The organism is Telluria sp. ZB4P34 (genome assembly GCF_059686055.1).
On the sequence record NZ_JCASIF010000011.1, the window covers coordinates 105831 to 124652 of the forward strand.

Below are 18822 nucleotides of genomic sequence, written 5' to 3' on the forward strand. Positions count from 1 at the left end.
ACGCGGCCGTGAGTTGAACGCGCGGTCGGCAAGCCGACCACCCTACAGAGGCTCAACCGTCCTTGTTGATGCGGTTGATGAGCGCCCCCAGCACGTCCTCGGCCAGTTCGTTGTCCACCTGGCAGGTGCCGGCATTCTCGTGTCCGCCCCCGCCGTATTCCAGCATCAGGGCGCCGATATTGGTGCGCGAAGTGCGGTTCAGGATCGACTTGCCGGTGGCGAACACCGTGTTCTGCTGCTTCACGCCCCACAGCACATGGATCGAGATGTTAGTCTCTGGAAACAGCGCATAGATGATGAAGCGGTTGCCGGCGTAGATCACCTCTTCCCCGCGCAGGTCGAGCACCACCAGGTTGCCATGCACCCGGGCGCAGCGCCGGATCTGCTCCTTGCACCGCTCGCTATGCTCGAAGTACAGGGCGGTACGCTCGCGCACGTCCGGCAACTCCATGATGCGCTCGATCGGGTGCCGGGCGCAGTAGTCGATCAGGGCCATCATCAGCTGGTAGTTCGAGATGCGGAAATCATGGAAGCGGCCCAGGCCGGTGCGCGCGTCCATCAAGAAATTCAGCAAATTCCAGCCCTGCGGGAACAGCACCTCGTCGCGGGTGAAGCGGGCCGAATCGCCCTTGTCGACCGCCGCCATCATGTCGCTCCAGGCCGCAGGAAAGCTGCGCGCGCCGCCATAGTGGTCGTACACCACGCGCGCCGCCGATGGCGCGTCGGGGTGGATGATGTGATTCTCGCGCTGGCCGGTGTTGCGGATGGTTTCCGACAGGTGGTGGTCGAAGGCCAGGTGGGCCGCCGCCACGTAAGGCAGGTTGGTGGTGATGTCGCGCTGGGTAATGGCGATTTTGCCGTCCTGCATGTCTTTCGGGTGCACGAACAGGATGTCGTCGATCAGGTCGAGGTGCTTCAGCAGCACGGCGCACACCAGGCCGTCGAAGTCGCTGCGGGTAACGAGTCGGAATTTGTCGTGATCGGCTGACATCTGCACTTCCTTTCAGGAGTCGGGACGCGGGACGGGGACGGCCGGCTGGAACAGCCTGGACCGGTCCCGAAAGATCATACCTTGCAATGTTTCCGCCTGTCAGATTTTGCGGTGGCGCATCCTGGCAAGGCAGGGAGCAGTCCATTCCCCGTATCGTGCAGGCTGTCGCATGGCGCTGGCTCCATGGAGGCGACGGGGGTAAAGTTGCATCATCCCAACAGTTGTAGATGCCGGAGATGTTGTATTTCCGGCACCCGGGGGCGACGACGCGGTACACTCGCCCCCTGCACCGAGAACGAACGAACCGACATGCAAGCAAGGAACTCAAGCCCGCATTATTTTTCCAGCGTCCTGTCGTGGCTCTACCGCGGCTTCGACGCCGTCGCGACCTGGGTCACCCAGCTGTCGTGGTGGAAGTTTTTCCTGTTTGCGATCCTGACGCTGACGGCTGGCGCGATCCTGCAGGAAGAGCTGTTTTCGGGCCCGGTCGAAGAAGAGATTTCGCGCGCCGAGCGTGACGCCGGACGGCGCAGCGACGCCGCCATCCTGATCGACGAGAGCGGCATCCGTTTCCATCCGCGCAACCGCGCCCGCAGCCACGCCGGCGCCACGCCGCCGGAACCGCCGCTGCCGCCGGACACGGGCGGCGTGCCGGAGGCGCCCGACGCGCCGGCGGCTCCGGGCGTACCGGCACCTCCGACGACCCCCGCCGTGCCGGACGTGGGCGCCAGCGGCGAATCGGTCCACATCGAACTGCCGCCGCAGATCGGCGAAGAACTGTCGAACGCCATCGAGGCGGCGGTGGAAGACGCGGCCGAGCAGAAGGTGTCGCGCTACCACAAGCAGGCCTCGACCTGGTTCATGAATTTCGTGTTGCTGTTCGTGCTGGCCCTGTTCGGCACCAAGGCCCTGGTCGGCGGCAAGAAGCGCGCCGAAGCCCAGTCCCAGATGGCGAACGCGGCCGCCGAGCGCGAGGCGATGCAGCGCCAGCTGTCGGAAACCAGGATGCAGATGATGCAGGCCCAGGTGGAGCCGCACTTCCTGTTCAATACCCTCGCCTCGGTCGAGCACCTGATCCAGGTCGACCCGCCGCGCGCCTCCGCCATGCAGCGCAGCCTGATCCAGTACCTGCGCGCCGTGCTGCCCCAGATGCGCGACAATGCCGTCGTCACCGGCCTGGGGCGTGAAGTGGACATGGTCACGGCCTACCTGAACCTGCTCAAGATGCGCATGGAAGAACGCCTGAGGGTGGTGATGGACGTGCCCGAAGGCCTGCGCAGTGCGGCCTTCCCGCCGATGATGCTGCAGTCGATGGTCGAGAACGCGATCAAGCACGGCCTCGAATGCAAGCCGGAAGGCGGCACCCTCAAGATCCAGGCCGATGTGGTCGACAACCGGCTGCGCGTCACCGTCACCGACGACGGCGTGGGCTTCGGCGTGGTGCCGAGCGACGGCACGGGCCTGGGCCTGCAGACGATCCGCGACCGCCTCAAGCTGCTGCACGGCGACGCCGCCGGCCTGCATATCGCGGCCAACAGCCCCAGCGGCGTGATCGCCATGATCGAAGTGCCGTACTGCATTTCCAAATAAGCGCGCTTCCAAGGAAACGGATATGCCTGGCAACTTGCCTCCCGCGCTGTTTCGTTGAATAATTATTACCTCCTTCCTGCCGCGAGACGACCATGCCTACCGCAATCATTGCCGACGACGAAAGACTGATGCGCGACCAGTTGCGCCTGCGACTGTCCGAGGTCTGGCCGGAGCTCGACATCCTGGGCGAAGCGAAGAACGGCGAGGAAGCGGTGGAACTGGTGGAGCAGCTCAAGCCGGACCTGACCTTCCTCGACATCCGCATGCCCGGCAAGACCGGCATGGAAGCGGCGCGCGACATCGGCGACCGCAGCCAGATCGTGTTCGTCACCGCCTACGACCAGTACGCGGTGGAAGCCTTCGAACGCGGCGCGATCGATTATGTGCTCAAGCCGACCGAGCCGGAGCGCCTGAAGGTCACGGTGGACCGCCTGAAGGGACGCCTGGAGCGCCCCACCGAAAAGGTCAACGACAGCGTGCAGGCGATGCTGTCGCAGCTGGCCGAGAAGATCGCCGCGCCCAAGCCGAAGCACCTGCAGTGGATCCAGGCCAGCATCGGCCAGGACCTGCGCATGATCCCGGTGGAAGACATCCTGTTCTTCCGCTCGGACGAGAAGTACACCTGCGTGCAGACGGCCAGCTTCGAGGCGCTGATCCGCAAGCCGGTGCGCGACCTGGCCGAGGAGCTCGACCCTTCGCTGTTCTGGCAGATCCACCGCGCCACCCTGGTCAACGTCAACGCCATCGAAGGCGTGACCCGCGACATCCGTGGCCGCCACCTGGTGCTGGTCAAGGGAAGGCCGGAAAAGCTCGAGGTGAGCCGCAGCTTCCTGCATCTGTTCAAGCAGATGTGAGCGGTTCCGCCCTCCTCCGAGGGCGGCGCCGGTGGACGCACCATCCTGCGGGGCACTGCCAGCCCCGCCCTCCCTTGTCTCGCATCAAGCCCCGTTCCGCACCCTCGCCGTAATGTAGAGCTCCCGGCCTCCGCAGGCCTTCGCTTGCAGCATTCCCGCATGACACCACAGCGACGCCCACGCCGGCGCAGTTCGGGCCCGGCGGTTCTCGTGTTCTCTTTCCTTGGCGGCTATTGCGCCGGCCAGGCCGCCGCTGCCTTGCGTCGCGCCCGCAGCGTGCGCCGCAGCGGGCGCGCATCCGAGGGGCGCCGCATCGACAGCCGGCGCATCGTCCACAATGCCAGCGACGCCATCCTGTCGATCGACGAGGATGCCGTCATCCTGTTCGCCAACCCTGCCGCAGCCCAGATGTTCGCCAGCAGCGTCGCCAGCATGCAGGGCAGCTCGCTGGCGCGCTTCATCCGGGCGCCGGTCCGCGATGCGCACACGCCGCGCGACTACTTCCCCGCCGGGGGCGGCCGCGCCGGGCGCCGGGCGACCGACTACGCCGTCACTGGCATCCGCGCCAATGGCCAGTTGTTCCCGATCGAAGGCTCGATCTCCACCGTCGAACAGGAAGGGCGCGAAGTCTGCACCGTGATCCTGCGCGACGTCTCCGAACGCCACCTGGTGCAGCAGAAGCTGGCGCGCTCGCACGACCAGCTGCGCCAGCTGTCGGCGGCGCTGCAGACCATCCGCGAAGAAGAGCGCACCCACATCGCGCGCGAGCTGCACGACGACCTCGGCCAATTGCTGGCCTCGCTGCGCATGGACCTCACCCTGCTGCAGGGCAACCTGCAGTTGCCCGCGCCGAGCCGCCGCCTGATCGAAGGCATGGAAACCAACCTCTTGACGGCGATTACCTCACTGCGCCGGATCGCCACCAACCTGCGCCCGCGCGCGCTCGATGAAGGCGGCCTGTACTTTGCGCTGCAGGGGCTGCGCGAGGACTTCGTCGAGCGCCACGGCATCGCCTGCACGCTGCTGGCCGAGGAAGCCGAGCTGCGCCTGGACGACGGCGCCAGCACCGCCATCTTCCGCATCGTGCAGGAAGCCCTGACCAACATCGCGCGCCATGCTGGCGCCACCCAGGTCGTGCTCAGGCTCGACCGCGTCGACGGCCACCTGCTGCTCACCATCCGCGACGACGGCCGCGGCATCCGTACCGAAGACATGGAAAAGAAGGAGTCGCTCGGTCTGGTCGGCATGCGCGAGCGGGTCTGGGGGATGGGCGGAGCAATCACGATCGGCAACGACGACGCGCCCGGCACCCGCATCGACATCGCGCTGCCGCTGCATAGTCAGCTCATCCAGGAGGACGGCGCCGCCCAGGACATGTAAGCAGCTCCCGCGTGTTGGGCATATCAGGATGTCAAATAGCAACATGTCATTAACTGGACATATTCGCTAGTTAAGATCCGCATCGATCTGAGTTTATTGAGAACTCGACATCCTGTCCAAACCAAAGGAGCTCTACATGAAGTCCAAGTACCTGGCAGCCGCGCTGCTGTCTTCCCTGCCACTGTTCGCCAACGCCCAGACCAACGTCCAGATCTACGGCGTGATGGACGCATCGATCGGCGTGGAAGACACCGACGCACCGGGTGAAGACAGCCGCACCGTGGTCAACTCGGGTAACCAGTCGAGCAGCCGTCTCGGCTTCCGTGGCACCGAAGACCTGGGCAATGGCCTGAAGGCGCTGTTCAATATTGAAGCCGGCGTTGCCCTCGACACCGGCAATGCCGATTCCTCGCTGTTCGGCCGCCGCGCCGTGGTCGGCCTGCAGGGCGCCTTCGGCACCCTGACCGTGGGTCGCGAATACAGCCCGATCGCCGCTGTCGCGGCCGCCAGCGACGCGCTGGGCCAGGGCCTGTACGGCAGCAACCTGTCGGCCTTCACCACCGGCCGCCTGACCCGCCGCCTGGCCAACTCGGTCAACTACAAGAGCAACGCAGCGGGCGGTTTCACCGTCAACGCCGCCTACTCGACCGGCGAGCGCGCCGTCGAGCCGTCGGGCGACCTGATGGGCGTGTCGCTGGAGTACAAGGCCGGCGCCCTGTACCTGGGCGCGGGTTATCACCAGATCGAACGCCTGGCGACCGGCGACGACAAGGAATACGCCTTCGGCGCCGGCTACACCATGGGTGCGTTCGAACTGAAGGGCAGCTACCTGGTCGCCGACCTGACCGGCCCGAACAACGAGTACAAGAACACCACCTTCGGCGGCGCCTACACCGCCGGCGCCAACAAGTTCTTCCTCAGCTTCCAGCAGCAGAAGCTCGAGAGCGGCGCCAAGGGCAACACCGTGACCCTGGCCTACACCTACGCGCTGTCGAAGCGTACCAACATCTACACCACCTACGCCCAAGTACGCAACAACGGCCGCGGCGTGTTCGGCCTCACTTCGTCCTCGGTCTCCTTCGCTCCGCCGGCAACCGCACTGGGCGCCGATCCGCGCGTGTTCAACGTCGGTGTCCGTCACTCGTTCTAAAGCTTCAACGCCCGACGCGGCGCAAGCCGCGTTTCTTTCAATGCCGGCTCCGCCGGCATTGTCGTTCCCGGCAAACCCACCAAGGCTGCGCCACTGCCGCCGTGATCGGTGCATGCTTCCACTACCTATCGTCCCAGGCTTGACCCGCGCACGATCGGAAAAATACTGAACATAGGCAATTTTTCAAGTTTAATACTCTTGCTACAGCCGCAGTCACCGGCAGGCTGAGCCGCGTTCGTACCTTCCAAGGCGCGCACGATTGAACTAATTAACGATTGCTCAATATTGCTTCCGGTATGATCGTCGGCAAATTTGGCAATTCCTGTTATTCGCTTTTTGACGACAAGAGGTGGCGCATGACGACGACGGCACGGCTCGACGGGGCCCGTAGCGGGACCATCAACAGCATCGACCTGGCAGGGGGCGGCGACGCCCACCGCGCCGAACTGGAGACCCTGCGCACAGCCATCGAAGCCCGCATGGTCCAGCTGCTGGCCGATTGCGGCGACAGCGCCGACCCGCTGTGCGCGGCCATGTACGCGGGGGCGCTCAGCGCCGGCAAGCGCATGCGTCCGCTGCTCGTGATGCTGGTCGCACGCGACCTCGGCTGCACCTCACCCGCCCTGGCGGACGTGGCCTGCGCGGTCGAGATGGTGCATGCCGCCTCGCTCATGCTGGACGACATGCCCTGCATGGACAATGCCCAGCTGCGGCGCGGCAAGCCGGCCATCCACGTCCAGTATGGCGAGGACGTCACCATCCTGGCCTCGGTGGCGCTGCTGAGCCGTGCGTTCGGCGTGCTGGCCGCGGCCGGCGACATCCCGCCGGTGACGCGCGCCCGCCTGGTCGCGCGCCTCAGCGAAACCGTCGGCGTCCAGGGACTGGTGCGCGGCCAGTACCGCGACCTGCATGGCGCGGCGAATACGCCCGACGCCATCGCCACCACCAACGAACTCAAGACCGGCGTGCTGCTCGGCCTGGCCGTCGACATGGCGGCCATCATCGCCCAGAGCGACGAGGCCGTGGCGCAGTCGCTGCGCGCCTTCGCGCTGGCGGCCGGCCACGCTTTCCAGATCCGCGACGATTTCCTCGACCTGCCGGGCAAGGACATCGCCCTGACCGGGCTCGAGAGCGGCAAGGACACCGGCAAGGACATCGGCAAGGCCACCCTGCTGGCCTCCATCGGCCTCGACGAGGCCCAGCGCCGCCTGGCCAGGCACCTGCAGGAAGCGCAGCAGCACCTCGATGCGGCGCTCGGCCCGCGGGCGCGCACCCGCCAGTACCTGCTCGGCATGTTCCCGCAGGGCCGCGCACGGCTGCGTTTCGGCGCCGACGCCGGCGTGCCGGCGACCGATGCCGCGCGCGGGCGCGAAGCGTTGGTGAACTGATCGGTAGAAAGCATCGCATGGCGCACTTCGGGGTGGTCGCACCCGCGTTCTACAGCCACTTCAGCGCACTGGGCGCGCTCGCGGGCGAACTGGTCACGCGCGGGCACCGCGTCACCTTCCTGCACCAGGCGGATGCCTCCGCCTTCGTGAGCGATCCGCGCGTGGGCTTCCACGCCCTCGGTGCAGACAGCCATCCTCCTGGTTCGCTCGACGCCGTGCTCCGGCGCGCCGCCAGCCCGGGCAGCCCCTTCGGACTGCGCCGCGTGATCCTCGACATGGCGGCCGGCACCGACATGCTGTGCCGCGAGCTGCCGCGCGCCATCGACACCCTCGGCATCGACGTCATCGTCGCCGACCAGATGGAAGCGGCCGGCGGCCTGGTCGCCGAGGGACTCGGCCTGCCCTTCGTCTCGGTGGCCTGTGCGCTGCCGGTGAACCGCGAGCCCGGCATTCCACTGCCGGTGATGCCCTTCGCCTGGGCCGACGACGAGCGTACGCGCCGCATGGTCGAAGGCAGCACCCGCGTCTACGACTGGATGATGGGGCCGCACCGGCGCAGCATCGCGGCCAATGCGCGGCGCCTGGGCCTGCCCGTGCGCGACGGCCTGCACGAATGCCTGTCGCCGCTGGCCCAGCTCAGCCAGACCGTGGCCGCCTTCGACTTCCCGCGCCGCGCGCTGCCGCCCCATTTCCATCATGTGGGTCCACTGCGCTCCACCTCGCCCACGTCCCGCCAGGCGGGTGCGGCGGACAAGCGCAGCATGCCCGCGGTCGCCGCCGGCCGGCCCTTCGTATTCGCCTCGCTGGGCACCATGCAGGGCGGGCGCATCGCCCTGTTCAAGCGCATTGCCCGCGCCTGCCGCGCGCTCGACGTGCAGCTGCTGGTGGCCCACTGCGGCGCCCTCGATGCCCGCCAGGAGCGCCAGCTGGAACAGGCCGGCGCGACCTGGGTCTGCGCATTCGCCCACCAGCAGGCGGTGCTGGAACGCGCCGATGCGGTGGTGACGCACGCGGGCTCGAACACGGTCATGGACGCGATCGCCGCACGCACGCCGATCCTGGCCCTGCCGATCGCTTTCGACCAGCCCGGCACCGCGGCGCGCGTGGTTCACGCCGGCATCGGCCTGCAGGCGTCCGCCCGCGTCTCCGGCAGCGCGCACATGGCCGGCCTGCTGCGGCGCCTGATCGGCGAAAGCGGCTTCGCCGCGCGCCTGGAAGCGCTGTCCGCCAGCGTGGCCGATGCCGGCGGCACGCTGCGCGCGGCCGACATCGTCGAAACCGCGCTGCAGCTGCGGCGCGCGCCGGAAAGCGTGGCTTCCCTTGGATAAACCCGCGTCCGAGTACGACCTGGTGCTGGCCGGCGGCGGGCTCGCCAACGGCCTGCTGGCCTGGCGCCTGCGCAGCCTGCGCCCCGAGCTGCGCATCCTGCTGCTGGAGGCAGGCGGCCGCATCGGCGGCAACCACACCTGGTCCTTCCATGACTCCGACCTCACCCCGGCACAGGGGGCATGGATCGCGCCGCTCGTCTCGCAGCGCTGGCCGCGCTACGACGTGGCCTTTCCCGACCTGGCCCGCACCCTCGAAGGCGGCTATGCCAGCATCGCCTCGAACGACTTCGCGCGCGTGATCGAGCCGGCGCTGGGCGCCTCGCTGCTCACCTGCGTGCGCATCGAGGAGCTCACCCCGACCACGGTACGCCTGGCCGGCGGGCGCACCATCCGCGCCCGCGCCGTGATCGACGGGCGCGGCATGCGGCCCACCGGGCGGCTTTCGCTCGGCTACCAGACCTTCCTCGGACAGGAACTGCGCCTGGCCAGTCCGCACGGACTGGCGGGCCCGGTGATCATGGACGCCACCGTCGAACAACAGGGCGGCTACCGTTTCGTCTACCTGCTGCCCTTCGGGCCGGACCGGGTGCTGGTCGAGGACACGCATTACGTCGACAGCGCCGCATGGGAGCCGGAACGCCTGCGCGCCAACATCGCGGCGTATGCGCATGCGCGCGGCTGGCAGGTGGCCGACGTGCTGCGCGAAGAGCAGGGCTCGCTGCCGATCGTGCTGGCCGGCGACTTCGACGGGTTCTGGGACGACCTGGCCGGCCAGCCCACCAGCGGCCTGCGCGCCGGCCTGTTCCACCCGACCACCGGCTATTCGCTGCCGCACGCGGTGCGCCTGGCCGAGCGCATCGCCGCCCTGCCCGACCTGCGCGCGCCGGCGCTGTTCGCCGCGATGCGCGAGGAGGCGCGCCGCGAATGGCAGGGCCAGCGCTTCTTCCGGCTGCTCAACCGCATGCTGTTCCTGGCCGGGCGGCCGGAACAGCGCTGGCGCGTGATGCAGCGCTTCTACCGCCTGCCGGCGCCCCTCATCGCACGCTTCTACGCGGGCCGCCTGCGGCTGGGCGACAAGGCGCGCCTGCTCAGCGGCAAACCGCCGGTACCGGTGGCGCAAGCCCTGGCGGCGGCATGCAAGATCCACCCCGAACAGATCAGGAAAGCAGCATGACCCAAGCTCATTTGCAACAAGGACGGCAACAAAAGCGGGCCGTGGTGGTCGGCGCCGGCTTCGGCGGCCTGGCGCTCGCCATCCGGCTGCAGGCCAGCGGCACTGCCGTCACCCTGCTGGAAAAGCGCGACAAGCCGGGCGGACGCGCCTACGTCTACGAAGACCAGGGCTTCGTGTTCGACGCCGGGCCGACCGTCATCACCGATCCCTCCTGCATCGAAGAGCTGTTCACGCTGGCGGGCAAGCGCATGGCCGACTACGTCGAGCTGATGCCGGTGACGCCTTTCTACCGCCTGTGCTGGGAAGACGGCAGCCATTTCGACTACGCCAACGACCAGGAGGCGCTCGACCGCCAGATCCACGCGCGCAACCCGGCCGACGTGGAAGGCTACCGCCGCTTCCTCGCCTATTCGAAGGCGGTATTCGACGAGGGCTACCTGAAGCTCGGCGCCGTGCCCTTCCTCTCGTTCCGCGACATGATCGCAGCCGGCCCGCAGCTGGCGCGGCTGCAGGCCTGGCGCAGCGTGTACGGCATGGTGGCGCGCTTCATCCAGGACGAGCAGCTGCGCCAGGCCTTTTCCTTCCATTCGCTGCTGGTGGGCGGCAATCCCTTAGCCACCAGCTCGATCTACACCCTGATCCATGCGCTCGAGCGCCAGTGGGGCGTGTGGTTCCCGCGCGGCGGCACCGGGGCGCTGGTGCGCGGCATGGTGCGCCTGTTCCAGGACCTCGGCGGGCGCATCGAGCTGAACGCGCCGGTGGCGCAGATCGAGGCCGCCGGCAATCGCGTCAGCGGGGTGCGGGTCGAAGACGGCCGCCTGTTCGCGGCCGACGCGGTGGCCTCGAACGCCGACGTGGTGCACACTTATGCCAAGCTGCTCGGCCAGCATCCGCGCGGCGCGGCGCAGGGACACGCGCTGCAGAAGAAGCGCTTCAGCAATTCGCTGTTCGTGCTCTACTTCGGCCTGGACAAGCACCACGAACAGCTGCAGCACCACACGGTGTGCTTCGGCCCGCGCTACCGCGAACTGATCAAGGACATCTTCCAGGGCCAGCAGCTGGCCGACGACTTTTCGCTCTACCTGCATGCGCCCTGCGTGACCGACCCGTCGCTGGCCCCGCCCGGCTGCGGCAGCCATTACGTGCTGGCGCCGGTGCCGCACCTGGGCAACGCCCCGATCGACTGGTCGGTGGAGGGCCCGCGCTACCGCGACCGCATTCTCGACTACCTGGAGCAGCGCTACATGCCGGGCCTGCGCAGCCAGCTGGTCACCAGCCGCTTCTTCACGCCGGTGGATTTCCGCGACCAGCTCAACGCCCACCTTGGCTCGGCCTTCTCGCTCGAGCCGGTCCTGACCCAGAGCGCCTGGTTCCGCCCGCACAACCGCGACGGCGAACTGGCCAATCTCTACCTGGTCGGCGCCGGCACCCATCCGGGCGCCGGCGTGCCCGGCGTGATCGGCTCGGCCAAGGCCACCGCCGGCCTCATGATCGCCGACCTGGCGCAGGCATGGGAACCGGGCATGCCGGGAGAGGCGGTGCGCGCATGAGCGAAGCGCTGATGGACCACGCCACCCGCACCATCGAGGTGGGATCGAAGAGCTTCGCCGCGGCCGCACGCCTGTTCGACCCGGCCACGCGGCGCAGCGTGCTGATGCTGTACGCCTGGTGCCGCCACTGCGACGACGTGGTCGACGGCCAGGAGCTGGGTTTCAATGTTGCCGCTCCAGCCCCACACGATGCCGCCGCCAGGCTGGCCGAGCTCGAGGACCAGACCCGCCGCGCCTATGCCGGGGAAGCCATGCGGGACCCGGCCTTTGCCGCTTTCCAGGAAGTGGCGCTGGGCCACCGCATCGACCCGCGCTTCGCGCTCGACCACCTGGCCGGCTTCGCCATGGACGTCGAAGGCGCCCGCTACGAGACCATCGAAGACACGCTGCGCTACTGCTACCACGTGGCCGGCGTGGTCGGCCTGATGATGGGATCGATCATGGGCGCGCAGGACCCGCGGGTGCTGGACCGCGCCTGCGACCTGGGCCTGGCCTTCCAGCTGACCAATATCGCACGCGACATCGTCGAGGACGCCCGCATGGGCCGCTGCTACCTGCCGGCGCAGTGGCTGCGCGAAGCCGGCATCCCGCCGCACGAACTGGCCGAGCCGCGCCACCGCGCGCGGCTGGCCCGGGTAGCGGCGCGGCTGGTGGACTATGCCGAACCCTACTATGCCTCGGCCGGCGCAGGCATCGCCGCCCTGCCCCTGCGCTCGGCCTGGGCGATTACCAGCGCGCGCAATGTATACCGCCAGATCGGCATCGAGGTGAAGCGGCGCGGAGCGCGGGCCTGGGACGAACGCGCCGGCACCAGCAAGGCGACCAAGCTGTGGCTGCTGGCAAAGGGCGCGTCAGGCGCCCTCGGCTCGCGTCTCAGTGTGCGTGATCCGGCGGCGCGCCAGCGTCCTGCCGGGCTGTGGCAGCGTCCGGGCGCCGCGGTGGACGTCCCCCGTGCCGCGCGTGCAAGGCCTGCTTGAGCTGGTGGACCGGGGGTGCGTACAGGAAGCCGAAGGATACGGCCCCATCCTTGCCTTCGACCGCGTGGTGCATGCGGTGGGCCTGGTACAGGCGCTTGAGGTAGCCGCTGCGCGGCGTGTACCGGAAGGGCCAGCGCTGGTGCACCAGGCCGTCGTGGGCGACGAAGTACAGCGCGCCATAGGCGGTCATGCCGGCGCCGATCCATTGCAGCGGCCAGGCGCCTTCGGTGCCGAACCAGATCAGGGCGATCGCCAGGCCCGCGAACACCACCGCGTACAGGTCGTTCTTCTCGAACCAGCCAGTGCGCGGCTCATGGTGCGAACGGTGCCAGCCCCAGCCGAAGCCGTGCATCACGTACTTGTGCGCGACGATGGAAAACACTTCCATCAGCACGACGGTCAGCAGGACGATGAGGGCATTGAGCAGCATGGCGCAAACACGGTTAGTTAACGAAATACGCCGAGCCTACCACAGGCGCCGCGCCGCATGCCTGCCGCACGCATGCCGGCGCGGTACAGCGGCGGTACAGACTTCTCCATCAACGAAAGGACATCCATGCGTCATGTAATCACCGCCCTGTTCTGCGGCGCCCTGCTGCTGGCGGCAGCGTCCGCCTCATCGGCCACGGTCGAGGTGCGGGTGTCGAACATTACCGGCGGCAAGGGCAAGGTGCATGTCGCCGTGTGCGACCGGGCGCGCTTCCTCAAGCAGTGCGCCTACAGCGCCTCGGTGCCTGCCAGGGCAGGCAATGTCGTGATTGCCTTGCGCGACATCCCGGCCGGCACCTGGGCCGTGCTGGTCTACCATGACGAGAACGAGAACGGCGAGCTCGACCGCAGTTTCCTCGGCATCCCCATGGAAAACTACGGTTTCAGCCGCGATGCCGCCGGACGCTTCGGTCCGCCCGAATTCGACGACGCGGCCATCGAGGTCAAGGAAGGAACCACGGTCGCGCCGGTGCGCCTGCACTGAGGGCAGGCGCACCGAAAGCGTGCCCGGCCGCCCCGGCAGGGAGCAGCCAGGGCCGGCAGGCCATGCTGCGGCGCACGATAACGGGGCCGATCGGGTGACAAGGAAAATAAGGGTAGGAATCAGGCAACTCTTCCGGTATCTTTGCAAACCACAAGAGGCCGGGCGGCGTTTCCGGCCATGATCGATAACACAGCGCAGGCCGCCGGAGGCCTGCGATCGCTTGCCACGGGGATCATGTAATGAATGAGTTGGTCAACACCATCAACGGCTACGTCTGGAGCACGGCGCTGATCGCGCTATGCCTTGGCGCCGGCCTGTATTTTTCCATCCGTTCGCGCTTCCTGCAGCTGCGCCACGTGCGCGAGATGACGCGCCTGATGATGGAAGGGAAAAGTTCCGACCAGGGCGTCTCGTCCTTCCAGGCGCTCACCATGACACTGGCCGGGCGCGTCGGTACCGGCAACATCGCCGGCGTCGCCACCGCCATCACCTTCGGCGGTCCCGGCGCGGTGTTCTGGATGTGGATGGTGGCCTTCCTCGGGGCCAGCTCGGCCTTCGTCGAATCCACGCTGGGCCAGGTGTACAAGGAATCAATCAACAATCAATACCGCGGCGGCCCCGCCTTCTACATCGAGAAGGGCCTGGGCGTGAAGTGGTACGCCCTGCTGTTCGCCTTCGTGACCATCCTGGCCACCGGCCTGCTGCTGCCGGGCGTGCAGGCCAATGCGATCGCCGAAAGCCTGAAGACCGCCACCGGCGTCAATACCACGGTGACCGGCGCACTGCTGTCGATCGCGCTGGCCTTCATCATCTTCGGCGGCGTCAAGCGCATCGCCACCTTCGCCGAATTCGTCGTGCCCTTCATGGCGCTCGGCTACATCGTGGTCGCCTGCATCGTCGTGGCCCTGCACATCGACCAGCTGCCGGGCGTGCTGAGCCTCATCTTCACCTCGGCCTTCGGCATGGACGCCGCCTTCGGCGCCATCATCGGCATGGCGATCCAGTGGGGCGTCAAGCGCGGCGTGTATTCGAACGAAGCCGGCCAGGGCACCGGACCGCATGCCTCGTCGGCGGCGGAAGTGAGCCACCCGGCCAAGCAGGGCCTGGTGCAAGGCTTCTCGGTCTACGTCGACACCCTGTTCGTGTGCTCGGCCACCGCCTTCATGCTCCTGATCACCGGCCAGTACAACGTGCAGGCGCCGGACGGCTCGCCGATGTTTACCGGCATCCAGGGTGTCGCAGCCGGCCCAGGCTATGTCCAGACGGCGCTGGAAAACATCATGCCGGGCTTCGGCTCCCTGTTCGTCGCCATCGCCCTGGTGTTCTTCGCCTTCACGACGATCGTGGCCTACTACTACATCGCCGAAACCAATATCGCCTACATCAACCGCGCCACCAGCCGTCCCTGGATGGCATTCGTGCTGAAGCTGGGCATCATCGCCGCCACCTTCTACGGCACCGTCCGCACCGCCGACGCGGCCTGGGCGCTGGGCGACCTGGGCGTGGGCCTGATGGCCTGGCTGAACATCATCGCCATCCTCCTGATGCGCAACGTGGCCTTCAAGTGCCTGCGCGACTACGAAGCGCAGAAAGCCCAGGGCAAGGACCCGGTCTTCGACCCGGTGGCGCTGGGCATCAAGAATGCCGATTACTGGGAACAGCGCAACGCCCTGGCCCAGGCCCAGCAGGGCAAGGCGGCCGGCGGCACGGTCTCGACCGAGACGATCGGCTGAGGTCACGACGAGCGGCCGCGCCTCGCGCGCTGCGGCCGCTTGTCATTGCTGCTATACTTCTCCACGGGTGTTCGTACCAATCCGGGTACGACAGGGATACGCGCTGGTCGGGCCGCCACGCGGCTTATCCGCGCCCCTATGACCTGCATTCCCGGCTTCACCCCCGCTTCCCCCGCTCCACGCCACCATGCCTGGAGGACCGCATGATCCGCATCGAGCGTCCTCTCTCGCAGACTTTCAAGGAATTCACCGAGTCGAGCAAGGCCGGCGGCGTCATCCTGATCCTGTGCACGCTGGTGTCCCTCGGCGTCGCCAATTCCTACTTCGGACCTGCCTACATCGGCTTCTGGCAACAGTATGTCCTCGGCCTGAGCATCGAGCACTGGGTCAACGATGCGCTGATGGCCATCTTCTTCCTGCTGATCGGCCTCGAACTCAAGCGCGAGCTCTACAACGGTGAACTGTCCGACCTGAGAAACGCCATGCTGCCGATGCTGGCGGCGGCGGGCGGCATCGCCGTGCCGGCATTGATCCACTTCGGCCTGAACGGCGGCACCGCCACCCAGGCCGGGGTCGGCATACCGATGGCGACCGACATCGCCTTCGCCCTCGGCGTACTCGCCCTGCTGGGCAGCCGGATACCGGCGTCGCTGAAGATCTTCCTGACGGCGCTGGCCGTGATGGACGACCTGGGCGCCATCATCGTGATCGCGGTGTTCTATACCGCCGATCTGGCCTTCCTCTACCTGGTGGGCGCGCTGGCCGTATTCGCCGCCCTGGCGGCGATGAACCGCGTGTGGCGCGTGCTGGCGCTGCTGCCCTATCTCGTCGGCGGCGCACTGATGTGGTTCCTGATGCTCAAATCCGGCGTGCATGCGACCATCGCCGGCGTGCTGCTGGCATTCGCGATCCCCTACTCCAGCAGCGAGGACGACGCCGCGTCGCCCTCGCACCGGCTCGAGCATACCCTGCACAAGCCGGTGACCTTCCTGATCCTGCCGATCTTCGCGCTGGCGAATACCGGCATCATCATTGGCGCCGGCTGGGCCATGGAGCTCCTGAGCCCGAACAGCATGGGCATCATCGCCGGCCTGGTCGCGGGCAAGCCGCTGGGCATCTTCTTGTTCAGCTTCGCGGCCGTGGCGCTCGGCCTGTGCCGCCTGCCGCTGGACCTGGCGTGGCGCCATATCCTCGGCGCCGGCCTGCTGGGCGGGATCGGCTTCACGATGTCGATCTTCATCACCAACCTGGCATTCGTGGGTGCGAACGAGACCATCAACGCCTCCAAGATGGCGATCCTGGTCGCGTCCCTGCTGGCGGGCGTCGCCGGCTTCGTCTGGCTGAAGCTGCTGGGCGCGCCGCTGGCCACGGATACCGACACCGATACCATGGACTACGAAGCGCCCGACGCCGCGCGCTGAGTCCAGAGCAAGCGGCCGGTGCGTGCGCGCGCCGGCCCGGGGAATGACGCTCCCGCATCCTGCCGCTGTTCGCGGCGCGCGGGCTCATGGCCCCAATCGCCTTGCCGTGCTTGACGGCGAATCGATGTACCTCCGGGGGCATGCACCCAGCATGCCCGCTCCCCACCTGGACACCAAGGAGACACGTATGAGCGACAACCAAGCAAACCAGCAGCAGGCATCCTCCGCCCCGGCCGACACCGGCCAGGGCGGCGAGCTGCACCAGCCCGCCGGCGGCGGCCACCCATCCCTCACCACCAACCAGGGCGTGCCGATCGCCGATAACCAGAACTCCCTGAGGCCGGCCGGTGCGCGCGGACCGACCTTGCTGGAGGACTTCATCTTCCGGGAAAAGATGATGCACTTCGATCACGAGCGCATCCCCGAACGCATCGTCCACGCCCGCGGCGCCGGCGCGCACGGCTATTTCGAACTGACCCATTCCCTGGGCGACTACACGATGGCGCGCGTGCTGAGCGAAGTCGGCGTGCGCACACCGGTATTCACCCGCCTGTCCACGGTGGTGGGGGGCCGCGGTTCGATCGACACGCCGCGCGACGCGCGCGGTTTCGCGGTGAAGTTCTATACCCAGGAAGGCAACTGGGACCTGGTGGGCAACAACATCCCGGTGTTCTTCATCCAGGACGCCATGAAATTCCCCGACCTGGTGCACGCCGTGAAGATGGAACCGGACCGCGGTTATCCGCAGGCGACCGCCGCCCATGACACCTTCTGGGATTTCATCTCGCTCACACCGGAATCCATGCACATGATCATGTGGGCCATGTCGGACCGCACCATCCCGCGCTCCCTGCGCATGATGGAAGGCTTCGGCGTGCACAGCTTCCGGCTGGTCAACGACAAGGGAGAGTCGACCTTCGTCAAGTTCCATTGGCGCCCCAAGCTGGGCGTGCAGGCCCATATCTGGGACGAGGCCGTCAAGGTCGCCGGGGCGGACCAGGATTACCATCGGCGCGACCTGTACGAAGCGATCGAGGCCGGCAAGTTTCCCGAATGGGAGCTGGCAGTCCAGCTGTTTACGCAGGAGCAGGCCGACGGCTTCCCCTTCGACCATCTGGATGCCACCAAGCTGATCCCGGAAGAGCTGGTGCCGCTGACCGTGGTTGGCCGGATGGTGCTCGACAGAAACCCGGATAACTTCTTCGCCGAAACCGAGCAGGTCGCCTACTGCCCGGCCAATGTCGTGCCGGGCATCGATTTCAGCAACGATCCGCTGCTGCAGGGCCGCCTGTTCTCCTACCTCGACACGCAGATCCTGCGCCACAACTCGCCCAACTTCCACCAGTTGCCCATCAATGCGCCCAAGTGCCCGTTCGCCAACCACCAGCGCGACGGCCACATGCAGATGCAGGTGCCGAAGGGCCGCGTCAGCTACGAACCGAGTTCGCTCGATCCGAACTCCGCACGCGAAGACCATGCGCGCGGCTTCCGCAGCCATGCCACGCCGGCCGACGCCGGCAACAAGGGGCGGCTGAGGCCCGAGAGTTTCGCGGACCATTACAGCCAGGCGCGCCAGTTCTACATCAGCCAGACCGACCTGGAACAGGCCCACCTGGCGTCGGCACTGGTATTCGAGCTGTCCAAGGTCGAGCACGTGCATATTCGCGAGGCGATGGTCGGCCACCTGCGCCACATCGACGCCGCGCTGGCGGCACGCGTCGCCGACGGCCTCGGCATGGCCGAGCTGCCGCCGGCGCCGCCGGCCGCCGCACCCGTCCGCGACCTGCCTCCTTCGCCCGCACTGCAGCTCATCGGCAAGATGACGGGATCGCCGGAAGGCCGGAGCATCGGCATCCTGTTTGCGGAAGGGTCCGACGCGGCCGCCATCCAGGCCTTGCGCGAGGCGGCGCAGGCTGCCGGCGCCAGCGTCAAGCTGATCGCGCCGAAAGTGGGGGGAGCCCGCCTGAACAACGGTAACTGGCTGGCGGCGGACGGCCAGCTGGCCGGCACGCCGTCGGTGCTGTTCGATGCGGTGGCGCTGGTGCTGTCCGAGGAAGGGGCCGGCAAATTAGCGGGCGAGTCGGCGGCGGTCGACTTCGTGCGCGATGCCTACGGCCACCTGAAGGCGATCGCGCACGACGCCGGCGCGGCAGGCCTGCTGCAGGCGGCCGGCGTGAAGCCCGATGCCGGCGTCATGGCCGCATCCGGTGCCCGCGACTTTGTCGCTGCTGCCGGCAAGCGGCTGTGGACGCGGGAATCCTCGGTGCGCATGCTGCCCTGAACGGAGGCGGGGCGGCCGCCGGCGCAAACCGG

Annotated in this window: 15 protein-coding genes; 13 read left to right on the top strand and 2 right to left on the bottom strand. The window is 67.6% G+C overall.

What is annotated here, in order from left to right:
- Window positions 1-52 precede the first annotated feature (52 nt).
- Window positions 53-991 carry an exopolyphosphatase gene (locus AC56KL_RS17415; protein ID WP_497181427.1) on the bottom strand — a complete coding sequence of 313 codons (939 nt, stop codon included), beginning with the start codon at window positions 989-991 and terminating at the stop codon, window positions 53-55.
- A 309-nt stretch (window positions 992-1300) separates the two neighbouring features.
- On the opposite strand from AC56KL_RS17415, the gene AC56KL_RS17420 reads away from it, so the two are divergent.
- From AC56KL_RS17420 to crtB, 9 genes are all read left to right on the top strand, one after another.
- Window positions 1301-2581 carry a sensor histidine kinase gene (locus tag AC56KL_RS17420; RefSeq protein WP_497181428.1) on the top strand — a complete coding sequence of 427 codons (1281 nt, stop codon included), beginning with the start codon at window positions 1301-1303 and terminating at the stop codon, window positions 2579-2581.
- Window positions 2582-2673: 92 nt separating this feature from the next.
- Window positions 2674-3435, top strand: a complete 762-nt coding sequence (locus AC56KL_RS17425; RefSeq protein WP_497181429.1) for a LytR/AlgR family response regulator transcription factor — start codon at window positions 2674-2676, stop codon at window positions 3433-3435.
- A 210-nt stretch (window positions 3436-3645) separates the two neighbouring features.
- Window positions 3646-4815, top strand: a complete 1170-nt coding sequence (locus AC56KL_RS17430) for a PAS domain-containing sensor histidine kinase (protein WP_497181430.1) — start codon at window positions 3646-3648, stop codon at window positions 4813-4815.
- A 136-nt stretch (window positions 4816-4951) separates the two neighbouring features.
- On the top strand, window positions 4952-5965 hold the full coding sequence (locus AC56KL_RS17435) for a porin (protein ID WP_497181431.1): 1014 nt from the start codon (window positions 4952-4954) through the stop codon (window positions 5963-5965).
- A gap of 356 nt (window positions 5966-6321) precedes the next feature.
- Window positions 6322-7353, top strand: a complete 1032-nt coding sequence (locus tag AC56KL_RS17440) for a polyprenyl synthetase family protein (RefSeq protein WP_497181432.1) — start codon at window positions 6322-6324, stop codon at window positions 7351-7353.
- A gap of 17 nt (window positions 7354-7370) precedes the next feature.
- Window positions 7371-8681, top strand: a complete 1311-nt coding sequence (locus AC56KL_RS17445; protein ID WP_497181433.1) for a glycosyltransferase — start codon at window positions 7371-7373, stop codon at window positions 8679-8681.
- Window positions 8674-9855, top strand: a complete 1182-nt coding sequence (gene crtY / locus AC56KL_RS17450; RefSeq protein WP_497181434.1) for a lycopene beta-cyclase CrtY — start codon at window positions 8674-8676, stop codon at window positions 9853-9855. The genes AC56KL_RS17445 and crtY overlap by 8 nt, the downstream gene beginning before the upstream one ends.
- Window positions 9852-11405: a phytoene desaturase gene (locus AC56KL_RS17455; protein ID WP_497181435.1), complete on the top strand. Its 1554-nt coding sequence runs from the start codon at window positions 9852-9854 to the stop codon at window positions 11403-11405. Before crtY ends, AC56KL_RS17455 begins: the two co-directional genes overlap by 4 nt.
- Entirely contained in the window at window positions 11402-12382 is a 981-nt protein-coding gene (gene crtB / locus AC56KL_RS17460) for a 15-cis-phytoene synthase CrtB (protein ID WP_497181436.1), read from the top strand. Before AC56KL_RS17455 ends, crtB begins: the two co-directional genes overlap by 4 nt.
- On the opposite strand, the gene AC56KL_RS17465 is transcribed toward crtB, so the two are convergent.
- A complete protein-coding gene (locus AC56KL_RS17465) occupies window positions 12279-12812 on the bottom strand; it encodes a sterol desaturase family protein (RefSeq protein ID WP_497181437.1) in 534 nt (177 codons plus the stop codon). The two genes, crtB and AC56KL_RS17465, sit on opposite strands and share 104 nt — an antisense overlap.
- Window positions 12813-12938: 126 nt before the next feature.
- Here AC56KL_RS17465 and AC56KL_RS17470 point away from each other — a divergent pair, with 126 nt between their 5' ends.
- The 4 genes from AC56KL_RS17470 to AC56KL_RS17485 all read left to right on the top strand — a co-directional run bounded on the left by AC56KL_RS17470 (window position 12939) and on the right by AC56KL_RS17485 (window position 18790).
- On the top strand, window positions 12939-13355 hold the full coding sequence (locus AC56KL_RS17470) for a DUF2141 domain-containing protein (RefSeq protein ID WP_497181438.1): 417 nt from the start codon (window positions 12939-12941) through the stop codon (window positions 13353-13355).
- A gap of 239 nt (window positions 13356-13594) precedes the next feature.
- Window positions 13595-15088, top strand: coding sequence for an alanine/glycine:cation symporter family protein (locus AC56KL_RS17475; protein ID WP_497181439.1), 1494 nt, complete (start codon window positions 13595-13597; stop codon window positions 15086-15088).
- A 203-nt stretch (window positions 15089-15291) separates the two neighbouring features.
- Window positions 15292-16509, top strand: coding sequence for a Na+/H+ antiporter NhaA (gene nhaA, locus AC56KL_RS17480; protein ID WP_497181440.1), 1218 nt, complete (start codon window positions 15292-15294; stop codon window positions 16507-16509).
- Between the two features lie 187 nt (window positions 16510-16696).
- Window positions 16697-18790 (top strand): catalase, encoded by a 2094-nt coding sequence (locus tag AC56KL_RS17485; protein ID WP_497181441.1) that lies wholly within the window; start codon window positions 16697-16699, stop codon window positions 18788-18790.
- The last annotated feature ends 32 nt before the right edge of the window (window positions 18791-18822 follow it).

Excerpts from the sequence above, each read along its gene's own strand:
- AC56KL_RS17470 (WP_497181438.1), top strand. The coding sequence starts at position 12,939 with ATGCGTCATGTAATCACCGCCCTGTTCTGCGGCGCCCTGCTGCTGGCG.
- AC56KL_RS17435 (WP_497181431.1), top strand. The coding sequence starts at position 4,952 with ATGAAGTCCAAGTACCTGGCAGCCGCGCTGCTGTCTTCCCTGCCACTG.
- AC56KL_RS17485 (WP_497181441.1), top strand. The coding sequence starts at position 16,697 with ATGAGCGACAACCAAGCAAACCAGCAGCAGGCATCCTCCGCCCCGGCC.
- AC56KL_RS17475 (WP_497181439.1), top strand. The coding sequence starts at position 13,595 with ATGAATGAGTTGGTCAACACCATCAACGGCTACGTCTGGAGCACGGCG.
- crtB (WP_497181436.1), top strand. The coding sequence starts at position 11,402 with ATGAGCGAAGCGCTGATGGACCACGCCACCCGCACCATCGAGGTGGGA.
- nhaA (WP_497181440.1), top strand. The coding sequence starts at position 15,292 with ATGATCCGCATCGAGCGTCCTCTCTCGCAGACTTTCAAGGAATTCACC.
- AC56KL_RS17455 (WP_497181435.1), top strand. The coding sequence starts at position 9,852 with ATGACCCAAGCTCATTTGCAACAAGGACGGCAACAAAAGCGGGCCGTG.
- AC56KL_RS17465 (WP_497181437.1), bottom strand. The coding sequence starts at position 12,812 with ATGCTGCTCAATGCCCTCATCGTCCTGCTGACCGTCGTGCTGATGGAA.
- AC56KL_RS17425 (WP_497181429.1), top strand. The coding sequence starts at position 2,674 with ATGCCTACCGCAATCATTGCCGACGACGAAAGACTGATGCGCGACCAG.
- AC56KL_RS17440 (WP_497181432.1), top strand. The coding sequence starts at position 6,322 with ATGACGACGACGGCACGGCTCGACGGGGCCCGTAGCGGGACCATCAAC.
- AC56KL_RS17415 (WP_497181427.1), bottom strand. The coding sequence starts at position 991 with ATGTCAGCCGATCACGACAAATTCCGACTCGTTACCCGCAGCGACTTC.
- AC56KL_RS17420 (WP_497181428.1), top strand. The coding sequence starts at position 1,301 with ATGCAAGCAAGGAACTCAAGCCCGCATTATTTTTCCAGCGTCCTGTCG.
- AC56KL_RS17445 (WP_497181433.1), top strand. The coding sequence starts at position 7,371 with ATGGCGCACTTCGGGGTGGTCGCACCCGCGTTCTACAGCCACTTCAGC.